The 13,366-nt window shown below is 54.4% G+C and carries 12 protein-coding genes; 6 read left to right on the top strand and 6 right to left on the bottom strand.

The features are described from left to right. Positions 1–2: 2 nt before the first annotated feature. Together NR195_RS14860 and NR195_RS14855 are read right to left on the bottom strand one after the other, a co-directional pair. The gene (locus NR195_RS14860; protein ID WP_009090058.1) at positions 3–191 is read right to left on the bottom strand and encodes a YnbE family lipoprotein; all 189 of its coding nucleotides are present in this window, start codon (positions 189–191) and stop codon (positions 3–5) included. Further along, on the bottom strand, positions 188–2,818 hold the full coding sequence (locus tag NR195_RS14855; RefSeq protein WP_306278190.1) for a YdbH family protein: 2,631 nt from the start codon (positions 2,816–2,818) through the stop codon (positions 188–190). Before NR195_RS14855 ends, NR195_RS14860 begins: the two co-directional genes overlap by 4 nt. A gap of 146 nt (positions 2,819–2,964) precedes the next feature. Here NR195_RS14855 and NR195_RS14850 point away from each other — a divergent pair, with 146 nt between their 5' ends. Further along, a complete protein-coding gene (locus tag NR195_RS14850) occupies positions 2,965–3,957 on the top strand; it encodes a 2-hydroxyacid dehydrogenase (protein ID WP_010244644.1) in 993 nt (330 codons plus the stop codon). 31 nt (positions 3,958–3,988) lie between these two features. Here NR195_RS14850 and NR195_RS14845 read toward each other — a convergent pair whose 3' ends face one another. After that, positions 3,989–4,264 (bottom strand): DUF333 domain-containing protein, encoded by a 276-nt coding sequence (locus NR195_RS14845; RefSeq protein WP_003853763.1) that lies wholly within the window; start codon positions 4,262–4,264, stop codon positions 3,989–3,991. A 184-nt stretch (positions 4,265–4,448) separates the two neighbouring features. Between NR195_RS14845 and NR195_RS14840 the strand changes: the two genes are divergently transcribed. The 3 genes from NR195_RS14840 (at position 4,449) to ttcA (ending at position 7,670) form a co-directional block, all read left to right on the top strand. Then, a complete protein-coding gene (locus tag NR195_RS14840) occupies positions 4,449–5,105 on the top strand; it encodes an MgtC/SapB family protein (RefSeq protein WP_010244641.1) in 657 nt (218 codons plus the stop codon). A gap of 213 nt (positions 5,106–5,318) precedes the next feature. Then, a complete protein-coding gene (locus NR195_RS14835; RefSeq protein WP_256844659.1) occupies positions 5,319–5,579 on the top strand; it encodes a hypothetical protein in 261 nt (86 codons plus the stop codon). A gap of 1,155 nt (positions 5,580–6,734) precedes the next feature. Continuing rightward, positions 6,735–7,670 (top strand): tRNA 2-thiocytidine(32) synthetase TtcA, encoded by a 936-nt coding sequence (ttcA, locus tag NR195_RS14830; RefSeq protein WP_256844658.1) that lies wholly within the window; start codon positions 6,735–6,737, stop codon positions 7,668–7,670. A 486-nt stretch (positions 7,671–8,156) separates the two neighbouring features. Here the strand turns inward: ttcA and zntB are convergent, their stop codons facing one another. Beyond that, positions 8,157–9,140, bottom strand: a complete 984-nt coding sequence (gene zntB, locus NR195_RS14825) for a zinc transporter ZntB (protein WP_010244630.1) — start codon at positions 9,138–9,140, stop codon at positions 8,157–8,159. A 117-nt stretch (positions 9,141–9,257) separates the two neighbouring features. Beyond that, the gene (locus NR195_RS14820; RefSeq protein WP_122888837.1) at positions 9,258–10,877 is read right to left on the bottom strand and encodes an ABC transporter substrate-binding protein; all 1,620 of its coding nucleotides are present in this window, start codon (positions 10,875–10,877) and stop codon (positions 9,258–9,260) included. Between the two features lie 152 nt (positions 10,878–11,029). On the opposite strand from NR195_RS14820, the gene mpaA reads away from it, so the two are divergent. Further along, on the top strand, positions 11,030–11,737 hold the full coding sequence (gene mpaA / locus NR195_RS14815; RefSeq protein WP_158131665.1) for a murein tripeptide amidase MpaA: 708 nt from the start codon (positions 11,030–11,032) through the stop codon (positions 11,735–11,737). Here the strand turns inward: mpaA and ycjG are convergent. Beyond that, positions 11,712–12,695, bottom strand: a complete 984-nt coding sequence (gene ycjG, locus NR195_RS14810; protein ID WP_187500075.1) for an L-Ala-D/L-Glu epimerase — start codon at positions 12,693–12,695, stop codon at positions 11,712–11,714. The two genes, mpaA and ycjG, sit on opposite strands and share 26 nt — an antisense overlap. Positions 12,696–12,841: 146 nt before the next feature. On the opposite strand from ycjG, the gene tpx reads away from it, so the two are divergent. Beyond that, positions 12,842–13,345, top strand: coding sequence for a thiol peroxidase (gene tpx, locus NR195_RS14805; RefSeq protein WP_010244619.1), 504 nt, complete (start codon positions 12,842–12,844; stop codon positions 13,343–13,345). The last annotated feature ends 21 nt before the right edge of the window (positions 13,346–13,366 follow it).

Genomic DNA, 13,366 nt, shown 5'->3' with positions numbered 1-13,366 from the left:
CCTCAGAACAGACCGCTCTGGTTTTTCAATAGCGCTTCCACGTCTTTATCGACTTTGATGTGGATCTCATGTTCGATTTTCACGTTCATGTTGATGGTGATGGGATCTTTAGGTGCCGTGACTTCAATGCGCGGCACGCAGCCGATGCTCAGCAGTCCGGCTGCCAGAACCAGTAGTGCCCTCAGGCTCATGGTGAAGTGTCCTTGTTGGATGGCAAATTCGCATGTTGCTCTAACCAGGATTGCAAATTATCGCCAAAGCGCAGGCTGCGCCAGAGCTGAAACAGGTTTTCCTGATGATGATAGTTGAGATTAACCGTCTGACGACGGTTACTGAACTGGCTGACGCCCTGCACCTGCGCCTCCATGGTGAGGTCGCCAAGATTATCCAGATTGATCGTGGCCCAGCTGCGGGAGACTTCCATATAGCGTAACCAGTCCAGCGCGGCGCCCGTCGCCACGTTATTGCGGGTAATCGCATCCGCCATATCTTTATCCAGCCGGAAGGTCAGCGGACCGCTGTTGGCAATCCACCCCTTCTCCACCAGCCAGTGTGGATTATTGAGCCACAGCGGCAGCTCACCGTTGACCTTGCCCGACATGGCAAACTGTTTAGGTTTCAGCGCCGTCACCAGCTCGCTGAGGCTGATATTGCGCAGCGACACCCGGGCTGGCTCATGCTGCGGCATGCGCAAAGCGGGCAGCGTAATTTGTCCGCCCAGCAGATCAAGGCTGACATCCTGCAACGTCAGCGGCGCCTGTTCGGACCACGGCCAGTTACCCTGCAGGTCAGCGCGAATATTCTGCATCGCAAACTGGTTCTTAACCTCGGCAATGCGCAGTGATACCGGGCCATGCTGACCAAACTGCCATTGCTGCTCATGGAATCTGAACGGCAGCGAGAAGTCGATACCGTTAACCTGGCTGTCAGGCGTCCAGATGCTGCCCTGTTTTACCGTCCAGTGGCCTCCCGCCTGGAAACCCTGTTCACTTGCGGCGGAAAAAGCGACCTGTGCCTGCAAACGGCCGCCCTGGATCTGCATTTTCATGTCAGGGCTGAGCAACGGCTGAAACACCGTCAGCGACTGTGCCGGCCACCAGGCCTGGCCGCGCAGCCGTTCGCCATCCCAGCGGCCGTTAACCCGCAGCGGGCCAACCTTGCCCGCCTGTAAACTGCCTCGCCAGATAAAATAACCGGGATCACGACCTTTAACCTCAAAGTCGAGCGTGGAGTCTGCCAGATGTCCGCCATAGCTGAAGCGGGTCTCTCCTGCCTGCAGGCGGAAATGCCCATTGAACGCCGGATGCGCCGCATCACGCTGCCAGTTTACCGGTTTAGTCAGTGTCAGACGCGGTTTTGCAACGTTGACACTGCCATACGCCAGCTGATTAAAACCGGTGGACAAGGTATCCAGATGGATCAGGGTGTCGTGCCAGCCGCCCGTGCCTTTAACATCCCAGCGCGCCTGCAGCGGCAGCATCTCGCCACCTCCCCAGTAGCGCCAGTTCCATTCGCCCTTATCGGGCCAGAAATCATTGGCGCGGCCATCGAGATGCAACCGGAAGCGGCCAAAACTGGCATCGTGCGCATTCAGAATGGCCTGCAGGCGGCCATCAATACCCTGCGAGGAGAGTCGTACGCCCGCCAGCGGCCAGCGCGCTTCGTCCACTTCCAGCGTTGACAGCAACCGGCCCCGCAGGCGCAGCAGCGATTTAGGTTGCAGCACCAGTTGAGGATCGAGGATCGAGCCGCTGAGCACGCCCGGAATGGAGCCGTAAAGTTGCAGGTCGGCCAGCTTGCTTTCGCCGGTTAGCTGAAACGGCAGGTTGCTGTTGGTCAGGCTGAGATTGCCGGGCCCGACGCCGAGCACCACGTTACCCTTGCCGCCGCGTCCCTGGGTCAGCAGGTTAACGCGACCGCTAATCTGGCTACTTTCAAGACCAGACTGCCAGTTATCCAGCGTCAGGTTAACAAACCCTGATAGCGGCTGAGCCACCAGCGGCCAGAAGTATTCGCCCTTTTCAATCCGAATCTGATCGCGGCTGATCTGCCACGGCAGTCTGAGAAGCGGCCTGGTCACTTCGGCCATTGCCACGCGTAGCTCGCCCTGCTGCTGCTGCCAGTTAAGCGTCAGCTTCAGGGGATGCGGCAGCGCGTCCAGCGCCAGCTGTCCGGTCACCTCGCCGTTCACCGGCAGATCGGTGGCAAAGGTGGGTAACGCCAGATGACCACTCAGCGTGACGGGTTCAGGAAGTGCAGGATGGGTGAGCGTCAGGCGACTGATAGCGAGCTGCTGACCGGTCAGCGTTGCCGCCAGCTGCAGATTATCGCCCTGATAACTGAGTTGCTGACGATCTTTTTCCAGCGTCAGATCCAGCGCGCCCGCATACGTCTGCCACGGCGTAACGATTAATTTGCCCAGATGAACGTCGGCGCCAGGCAGCATTCCCTGCCATTCGGCCAGCGTTTTGGGGGCTGCCGTGCTGCCATCACTGGCAGGTAATTTTTGCAGGCAGGTGCTATCCAGCGTCAGCTCTGACGCATTCAGTTTCCAGCGCGACTGATGCCAGCCCAGCGATACCCTCTTTACCGTTGCCAGGGAGCAATCCCCTGCGAGATAACGAAGTTGTGGCAACCACAGGCCACCTTCCCGCCAGCGCGGTGCGCCCGACAGCTCAATGCGGGTATCTTCAGGTAGCCAGATGCCGACCAGCCGCGGCAGCCATTGCGTTACAGTCAAGATCAGGCCGAGCAGCAGCAGAATCAGCGCCAGAATGGCGGCCAGCCGTCGCCGGAACATCCGTGGCATAAAAGCCATAATCCTTTTCCTTACAGTATCCTGACAACGATGATGGCATGTAATCTGCCAGAGGTGAAGGTCTGCGCCGGACACAAGTCAGCTGTTTCAGCAAAGTCAGTCAGAAAACGTTATCCTTGCTCTATCACCTCTGCAGGAGCACAACGATGAAAATCGCGGTTTACAGCACCAAACATTACGATCAGAAATATCTTGAGCAGGTCAATCAGCAGTTCGGCTTTGAACTGGTGTTTTTTGACTTTTTACTCTCTGAAAGCACCGCCAAAACCGCTGTGGGTTGCGATGCCGTCTGTATCTTTGTAAACGATGACGGCAGTCGCCCGGTGCTCGAAGAGCTGGCCGGGCTGGGTGTGAAATATATCGCGTTGCGCTGTGCCGGTTTCAATAATGTTGATCTGGCTGCTGCAAAAGAGCTGGGTCTGGAAGTGGTGCGCGTGCCGGCCTACTCACCGGAAGCGGTCGCTGAACATACTATCGGCCTGATGATGACCCTGAATCGCCGTATTCATCGCGCTTATCAGCGTACCCGTGACGCAAACTTTTCGCTCGACGGCCTGACCGGTTTCAACATGCATAACAAAACCGCGGGTGTTATCGGTACCGGTAAAATCGGGATCGCGACGATGCGGATTCTGAAAGGTTTTGGTATGCGGCTGCTGGCGTATGATCCCTACCCGAGTGAGCAGGCGCTGGAACTGGGCGCGGAATATGTCGATCTGAAGACGCTGTTTGCTGAATCCCACGTCATTACCCTGCACTGTCCGCTGACGCCGGAAAATCATCATCTGCTCAACGCCGACGCGTTTAAACAGATGCGCGATGGGGTAATGGTTATCAACACCAGTCGGGGTGGTCTGATTGATTCACAGGCGGCGATTGACGCGCTGAAACAGCAGAAAATCGGCGCGCTCGGCATGGATGTTTATGAGAATGAACGTGATTTGTTCTTTGAAGATAAGTCGAATGATGTGATTCAGGACGATGTGTTCCGCCGTCTGTCGGCGTGCCATAACGTGTTGTTCACCGGCCATCAGGCGTTTTTAACCGCCGAAGCGCTGACCGCCATTTCTGAAACGACACTGAATAATCTCAGCCAGCTCGACCGGGGTGAAAACTGCCCGAACCGACTCTCTGCCTGACTGTGCGGGCCGGAGCAATCCGGCCTGATCATCAGCGCGCGCAATTCCCGCCAATTAACGCCTGCTCATCACAGCGACGTCCATTCACTAACTGACACATCCCCACTCGCGAGCCATCCAGCTGATGTGAAAATGCCAGCGTTCCGCCCGCATTCGAACAGGTGCTTTCTGCCAGGGAAGACATCACCACCCGTGGCTGGATGTGGGCGGCGGTGGCTTGTTGCGGTGGCTCGTTATCATCACTGTTGCTGCTGCAGGCAGAGAGTAATAACGCGGCACCGGCCAGCAAAAAGGTGGCTGCTTTCATCAGTCGGACTCCGGGAAGTAGGGGAAAAGGCTGGCTCAGCATATGTCAGGCAGCACAACGGGTCGAGAGGTGAAACAGCTTTTTACAAAATTCTCCGGCGTCATTTGCAAGCAGAATTATCTTGTTTACCTGTTATCGCTGAACTGTCACCCTTTTTCGGCCCTTATTAATTCGGAGTAAAGCCATGTTAATGGATATGTTAATTCGCATAGCGCTGGCCGGTATTCTCGGCGGCCTGATCGGCATGGAGCGCCAGATGCGGGCCAAAGAAGCGGGACTGCGTACCCATATTCTGGTCGGTATCGGCAGTGCGATGTTTATGCTGGTATCGAAATATGGCTTCGCCGATATGCTCAATAGTGACCATGTGGCACTGGATCCCAGCCGTATTGCTGCCCAGGTCGTCAGCGGCATGGGTTTCCTTGGCGCAGGCACCATTATGATTCAGAAGCAGGTGGTGAAAGGCTTAACCACGGCGGCGGGATTATGGGTGACTGCGGCGATTGGTCTGGTGATTGGTAGCGGCATGTATGAGATAGGCATTTATGGCACAGTGCTGGCGCTGGTGGTGCTGGAAGTCTTCCGCCGCCTGAGCCATTTTCTCATCGGTAAACATCATACGCTGCTGGTTTTTCTTAAGCCCAAAAGTGTGCCGCTGGTGCTGCTGGTCATGCAGCGGGAAGGCATTCGCTATGGCAATGTGACGGTGATTAATCGGGATGAGGAGAGTGGTCTGTGTGAGCTCAGCGTTCAGGTAACGCTGTCCCGCAAATCAAACGATGCTCACCTCTACGATAAGGTCATGGAGATCAAAGGAGTTCAGTCGCTGGAGATGATGTAAATTCCTTTCCATAAAGATCATTCCTGCTGAACACAGGCCGGTCAGCGCCAGGACGTTGCAGAAGAGAGTTATCGGTACGCACTGCCTTCTGCCCTCTCCATCAGATTCATCTATTATCATCATCATGCAGCCTGACCTGAGATATAGAGCCCGCCGGGAATTAATGTCATAATCCGTGATTGTTTATTAAGGTAACAATTTATATGGTGAAAAATGCGCCAGAACTCTGACCATCGTGACGAAACCCTGTCCGCTTCTGTACGTAAAAGTAGCTGGCCGGTACTGAGCATGCTTATCTTTACGCTGATAGCAGGCGCAGTGGCCATCATGATGATCCTGGATCATCGTAATTCCGTAAATAATGCGCTTGAGACCGGACAGTGTCTGGTGGGGGAAGGCGCTGAAAGTTTGCTGGAAGTGCTCAGACATTTTTTACATCATGCTTATCGCTGGATTTTTAAAGCCTGTGGCTAGCAATAATAAATTCAGTGCAGCAGGAAATGCAGTAATCCGTGTCGGTTTACCAGCAACAAAACGCCGCAATACATGACTGCAACATAGCAGAGTAAAAAGAGTATCAGCGTCAATATAAATCGGACACCATAATTTTTTATATCGTGAGTGTTTACCGGATGTCTCATCGAATTTAAAGTTTGCTCCGTCCTTATTCACATATATAGCCAGCAATTTAACGATTTGTTACGCTGCCCGCATTACCATGATGTGCGGAACGATGAAGTCACAGCTGGTCTCTCAGGAAAAATAGTTATGAGTGTAAAAATTAAAGCCGCCCTTTTTAACTTTCACATTCACTTTAATGGCTTTAATTTCACCCGTCTGCTTTGAAAAGCAACAGATTTGGACGTGGCGATATGTGCCAGTAAAATCGATTCAGATTTAATGGGATACAAAAAAACAGTGATGCCTGTGCATCTTACGCATTCCCAATTATAACCCGGCAGTGTCAACGCATATTCAACAGCAGTGTTTTTCAGATTCAGGCGTTAATGAAATTAACAGTACATCAGGATATTTAACTCCCTGCGAATTTATAGCAACAATTCGAATGAAAATTTCAAATCAGATAAGCATAAACAGGACTCCGTTTATGCATGATTGATTAATAGCGGTGCATGCTCTTTTTTTTGTTAACGGGTCGCTCTGATGAAATATCTGTTAATTATCTCAATCATTTTTATGACTGCGGGTTGTGCGGCAAAAAAAGAGAATGCGCGGGCTGATGCTTACCAGGCATCATTGCCATCCTGTTCTGCGCACAATGATGAAATCGATTGCCAGTGGAAAGATGTCCCAGCCAGCTGACATCGCATAGTTGAACTCTGTTCGTGTTGTCTCAGCCCGCAATTTTTGGGTAATGACCTGTTAAGGCCTGCCCTCTTTTTTCACTGAGTACCGCCGCATCGATTTATGTCGCTGCTCCCTTAACGGGTAGTCTCTGCCGGATTCCCCGGGCGGCTATCCGCTGATTACTTCACTCCAGTACTGGCATTCGCGGCAACAATCCGTACCATACGCTGCATATTCGTGACACCGCAGTGAAGTGTCTGGCTGAACGCGCACGGCAATTTGCCCTTTAGCTACGCTTTCTGGATTTTGAGATAGGTAAAAATGCAAGATAATCAAACGGTTGACAAGAAAGAACAGTACAACCTCAATAAACTGCAAAAACGTCTGCGTCGTAACGTCGGCGAAGCCATTGCAGATTTTAATATGATTGAAGAAGGCGACCGCATCATGGTCTGCCTGTCGGGCGGCAAAGACAGCTACACCATGCTGGAAATTTTGCGCAGTCTGCAAAAAAGTGCGCCGGTCAACTTCAGTATTATTGCCGTTAATCTCGACCAGAAACAACCGGGCTTCCCTGAGCATATCCTGCCGGAATATCTTGAGTCGCAGGGCGTTGAGTATCGGATTATCGAAGAAGATACCTACTCCATCGTCAAAGATAAGATCCCGGAAGGCAAAACCACCTGCTCACTCTGCTCGCGCCTGCGCCGTGGCATTCTCTATCGCGTCGCGACTGAGCTGGGCTGTACTAAAATTGCGCTGGGCCACCATCGCGATGACATTCTGCAGACGCTGTTCCTGAACATGTTTTACGGCGGAAAAATGAAAGGCATGCCGCCAAAGCTGATGAGCGACGATGGCAAGCAGATTGTGATCCGTCCGCTGGCTTACTGCCGCGAGAAAGATATCATCCGCTTCTCAGAAGCGCGTCAGTTCCCGATTATTCCGTGTAACCTCTGCGGTTCTCAGCCGAACCTGCAGCGTCAGGTGGTGGCCGATATGCTGCGAGACTGGGATAAGCGCTATCCTGGCCGTATTGAAACCATGTTCAGCGCGATGCAGAATGTGGTGCCGTCACATATGGCGGATATCAACCTGTTCGATTTTAAAGGCATTAAGCATGGCGATGCGGTGGTTGACGGCGGGGATCTCGCCTTTGACCGGGAATCTCTGCCGCTGCAGCCTGTTGGCTGGCGGGCTGATGATGAGGATGCCCCGGATACCAGCGCGCGTCTTGATGTGATTCAGATTAAATAAGTGCTGAAAAGGTTAAGGGCGTGCTGCTGGCAGCACGCCCTTTTTTTATATATTGCGGTGCGGTGGTGGATCCATTATCGGCGGAAATTCCGGATCTGTCGGCGGATCAGGCTGGGGTTGTGGCTGAGGAATAGGCTCAGGAATCGGGATCGGATCCGTGGGGATCGGCTCGCTGTTAAGAATCGCGCTCATGCCGTACTCCTTTTGTTGCGAATGGACTTTAAGCTTAGGTAAGGAACGGCGTTACAGCCAGGCGGGCAAAAAAAAAGCCGGCACACGGGCCGGCATGTTTCGAATTAAATGTGCTATGCATTAATTCTAAATTAGGAAGTAAGACAATATGGAGCGCAACGCCCATCGCTTGACGTTGCATTCACCTGCGAGAGAGAGTTTGCGTCAGCAGCGACAATGGGTTCTTGATGTCGATCAGCTTTTGCGTCCTTTACGGGATTTTCAGCGCAGATAACCGATACGCTACGCATAACGCTAGAGCCAGCGCCGTTTGCGCAGGTACCCCGCTACCCCCACGGCCAGTGCCACCAGCAGCAGACAGAAGATAGAGAAACCGTATCGCCATTCGCCGCCCGGAATACCGCCCAGGTTGACGCCAAACAGGCCGGTCAGGAAGGTGGCTGGCAGAAAAATCATCGCCATCAGTGACATGGTATAGGTACGGCGGTTCATCGACTCCGCCATCGCAGAAGCAACCTCATCAGCCAGAATCGCGGTACGCGCCACCCCCGCATCCAGATCATCCAGCCCGCGTCCCAGCCGATCGGCGATTTCCTGCATCCGGCGGCGTTCGGTGTCATCCATCCAGGCCAGTTTTTCACTGGCCAGCCGCGCATAGACATCACGCTGCGGCGCCATATACCGCCGCATCACAATCAGCTGTTTGCGCAGCAGGCCGAGTTCGCCTCGTGCCGGCATCCGCTGGTCAAGCAGCGCATCTTCCAGCTCAATGATTTTGTCATGTAAATCTTCGATAAACTCGCTGGTGTGATCGGTCAGGGCATCACAGATATCGACCAGCCAGCTGCCGCAGTCAATCGGACCGTTACCATTCTGCAAATCCGTGAGGACTTCATCGACGGCAGAAACTTTACGCCGCCGGGTCGAGACGATGAGCTTATCGTTGATAAATACCCGCATCACCACCAGCTGGTCGCGACGCGCATCGCTGTTGTGGTTGACGCTGCGCAGCACGATCATAAAGCCGTCGCCCAGCCGGCTGACGCGTGGACGCATACTGTCGCCCGCTAAAGCGTCTCGCACGGCATCAGGGATTTGTGTCGTCGACTGCAGCCATTCCGCGCTCTTACGGTGGGTATAGTTCAGATGGAGCCAGCAGGGCTGCTCACACTGGATGACTTCATCTTCAGCAATCGGGATCATCCCGCCCTTGCCATCCAGCTGGCAGGAAATTATGGCATCTGAAACCTGTAACGCTTTTCCTTCAATTACGTCCACACCGTCGCCTCACCACTAAAATCAATACGATACAGTCTAGCGTGACGGTGTTGAGTTGCAATCTCCGGGCTGTGTAGAAAGATGTCAGAGGGTGGCCGGTTGACCGGCCACCTGCACTCAGTGCTTTTCAATCCACAGTTCGCGACTGTAGGCGACATCTTCAGGGTTAGTGATGGGATAGCCTTTGACCCAGGGTTTAATCAGGCGGCCATTGGTGTACTGATAGATGGGGGCGATCGGGGCCTGCTCAGCCAGGATCTGCTCGGCACGGTTGTAATCGCTGTTACGTACCTGATCGCTGGTCTCCCGGCTGGCTTTGGCGATAACCGCATCATAATCCGCGTTGCTAAAGCGCGCGATGTTGCTGCTGTTGCCCGACGTCAGCAGATTCAGGAAAGTGGAGGGTTCATTGTAGTCACCGACCCACGAGGCGCGGATCACATCGAAGTTTCCGCTGTTACGGCTGTCGATATAGGTTTTCCACTCCTGGTTCTCCAGCGTGACATCCACACCCAGGTTCTTTTTCCACATCGAGGCCACAGCAATCGCAATCTTCTGGTGGCTCTCAGAGGTGTTGTAGAGCAGTTTGAGTTTCAGCGGCTTGCCGGGACCGTAACCGGCAGCAGCGAGCAGCGATTTAGCCTGTGCATTCAGGCTGTTCTGATCGTGCTGTTGCATGAATGTGGGCAATGGCTTAAAGCCTGCTGTCACATCTGGCGTAAAGTGCCACGCCGGTTTCTCACCGGTGCCCAGCACTTTTTCAGCAATCACTTTCCGGTCAATAGACCAGGAGAGCGCTTTGCGAACCCGCACATCGGCCGTCGGCCCTTTCTGCGTGTTAAACGCGTAGTAATAGGTGCCTAACTGGTCAGGTGTGTAGACCTCTCCGGGCAGGGTTTTCTTCAGTAGCGCATACATGTTTTTAGGGAAGGATTCGGTGATATCAATATCGTTGGATCGATAACGTTTAGTGGCGCTCGACTCTTCATTAATCGGCACGAAAGTCACTTTCGTCAGCACCGAATGGGCATCATCCCAGTAGTGAGGATTACGTGTCAGTACGATTTTTTCGTTCACTACGCGTTCGCTGAGCTGATAGGCCCCGTTGCCCACCAGTTTGCCGGGTGACGTCCAGCTGTCACCCTGTTGCGCAATAATTTTCTGCGGCACCGGGAAAAGCGCCACGTTAGCCACCAGCGCCGGGAACCACGGCACCGGACGATCCAGCGTCACTTTCAGCTGGTTTTTACTCTGGGCGACCACACCCAGCTTGTCGGGCGTCATTTCGCCTTTGGTAATCGCTGCCGCATTTTGAATACCGCTTAAGCCCGCGAACCAGGCAAAGGCTGAACTGTTTTTCGGATCGACCAGGCGCTGCCAGCTGTAGACAAAATCCTGAGCCGTGACCGGATCACCGTTCGACCAGCGCGCGTTATTACGCAGCGTAAAGACCCAGGTTTTGTTATCACTGCTGCTCCAGCTCTGCGCCACGCCCGGCACGATTTTGCCCTGCGCATCCTGATTGGTCAGCCCTTCAAACAGATCGCGTATCACCTGAATTTCAGGCAGCCCTACCGCTTTAAGCGGATCGAGCGAAGCGGGTTCATCTTTAATATGGCGAACGATCTGCTGCTGTTCAGCCAGCTGCGCGCCAGCGGGTGGATTCGCCGCGATGGCGGGTGTGATGATGCTGCTCAGGCTGATTGCTGCCAGCGTCATGCGAAAGGTCTTGACCATTATCACTCCTTTACCCCAAAGAAGCGCTGCATCAGTCTGTTGCCGATGCAACTTGTGCAGGGCACTTTAGCGCAAATGGCTGACAGATAAATAGCTATTTTCCGCACATGGCTTTTCCGCTACTTTTAGTAAAACCCTTTGAGGAAATAACTATGTCGCCACTCCATCCACGTCCCCTGCGCGGCAAACTGGACGTCCCCTATCAGCAGTATGGCCGCTCAGTGCTGGGTGCGCCGCTGCTCTGGTTTCCGGCGCCGCTGGGCGATCCCGAGAGCGGGTTGATTCTGGCGGGCACTCACGGTGATGAGAATGCGGCCATCGCCACCCTCTCCGCCGCATTACGGACGCTGCCTGATGGAATGCGTCGGCACCACGTGGTGTTGGCGGTCAATCCTGATGGCTGTCAGCTCGGACTGCGCGCGAACGCAAACGGCGTCGATCTCAACCGCAACTTTCCGGCGGCGAACTGGCAGTCAGGCGAGACGGTGTATCGCTGGAACAGCGCTGCCGATGAGCGTGATGTGGCGCTCTCGACCGGGACTCATCCGGCTTCTGAACCGGAAACCCAGGCGCTCTGTGCGCTGATTCATCAGCTGAAACCACGCTGGATCGTCTCATGGCATGAACCGCTGGGCTGTATCGACGACCCGCATCAGGCAGAGATTGGTGGCTGGCTGGCCAGCCACACCGGCCTTCCGCGGGTCAGCAGCGTTGGTTATGACACGCCAGGCTCATTCGGCAGCTGGTGTAAAGATCTCAGCCTGCCCTGCGTCACTGCTGAAATGCCGGTGATTTCAGTGGATGAAGCCACTGAAACCTACCTGGAGATGATGGTTAATCTGCTGCGCTGGCAGCAATGATCAGCTGACCGTTGCGCACTTTAATCGCCGGTTCTGCATCCACCGCCAGCCAGGTCGGCCCGTCGAGATCGGCAAAGCGAGTCTGCGGCACCAGCGGCAGTGCGGCGCGTATAGCCCGCGAGGTGCAGAGCATGCAGCCGAGCATGACCGCAAACCCCTGCTGCTGAGCCGCATCGGCCAGCGCCAGCGCCTCGGTCAGCCCGCCCGCTTTATCCAGCTTGATATTGACCATCTCATAACGGCCTCGCAGCGACGCCAGGCTGTCACGGGTGTGACAGCTCTCATCGGCGCAGATCGGTAATGGATGGATAAAGTTCTCCAGCGCCGCATCCTCACCCGCTGGCAGGGGCTGTTCCAGCATCGCCACATTGATGTCCGCCAGCAGCTGACAGCGCGCCGCCAGACCTTCAGCGTGCCAGGATTCATTGGCATCCACAATCAGGGTCGCGTCCGGCACGGCGGCGCGAATCGCCATCAGCCGTTCGGTAATGAAATTATTATCCAGCTTAATCTTCAGTAGTGTTGCCCCATGCTGCCACAGCGCCAGCGCGCTGCTGGCCATCGCCTCGGGAGTATCAATGCTGACGGTCTGCGCGGTCACCACATCCTCAGGTGCGGTTACGCCGCTAAGCTGCCAGAGGCTTCTCTGCTGCTGATGTGCGGCGAGATCCCACAGAGCGCTGTCAATGGCGTTGCGCGCCGCCCCGGCTGGCAGCGCCTGTTGTAACGCCTCGCGCGTCATGCCCTGTTGCAGCGCGGGCAGCAGCGCGGCAATTTGCGCCAGTACCGACGCCTCGCTTTCACCATAGCGCGCATAAGGCGTCGCTTCGCCAACGCCTTTTACTCCGTCTTCCTCAATTTCAACCACCACCACTTTGACTTCAGTCCGGGTTCCACGGGCAATGACAAACGGCGTGTGCAACGGCCAGGCTTCGGGATAACTTTTTACCGTTCTCATTTCCACTCCACAATGTGTGATGCAGTGGCAGACCGCCACGTTAAATTCCACAATTGAACTCGTAAACCCTTAACATTTATGTCATAAACAACGGCTATCTTTAGCCGTTTTGTGTCAGATCTTTTTTATCATTAAAAGGAATCACTATGTCTCAGACTGTTCATTTTCAGGGTAACGCCGTACCGGTTGCTGGTCAGTTTCCTCAGGCTGGCGATAAAGCCAAAGCTTTCACGCTGGTAGCGAAAAACCTGGTCAACGTCGCGCTCTCTGAGTATGCAGGAAAACGCAAAATTCTGAACATTTTCCCGAGTGTTGATACCGGTGTCTGTGCTTCATCGGTGCGCAAGTTCAATCAGGCTGCAAGCGAACTGAATAACACCGTGGTGTTATGCATCTCTGCCGATCTGCCGTTTGCCCAGTCGCGCTTCTGTGGCGCAGAAAACCTGAACAACGTGGTGACGTTGTCGACGCTGCGCGGCTCAGAGTTTAAATATGATTATGGCGTGGAAATTGCCGATGGTGCGCTGGAAGGTCTGACCGCACGTGCCGTAATTGTGCTGGATGAGAACGATAAAGTGATCTACAGCCAGCTGGTTGATGAAATCACCACTGAGCCAGATTATGACGCTGCGCTGACCGCGCTGAAGTAATAAAAAAAGCGGATAACCAGG

The organism is Pantoea sp. Ft-CA_14 (assembly GCF_024520875.1).
Taxonomy (GTDB): Bacteria; Pseudomonadota; Gammaproteobacteria; order Enterobacterales; family Enterobacteriaceae; genus Pantoea; species Pantoea agglomerans.
The sequence above is the reverse complement of the archived record's forward strand: the minus strand, read 5'-3'. Positions and strand labels throughout refer to the sequence as shown.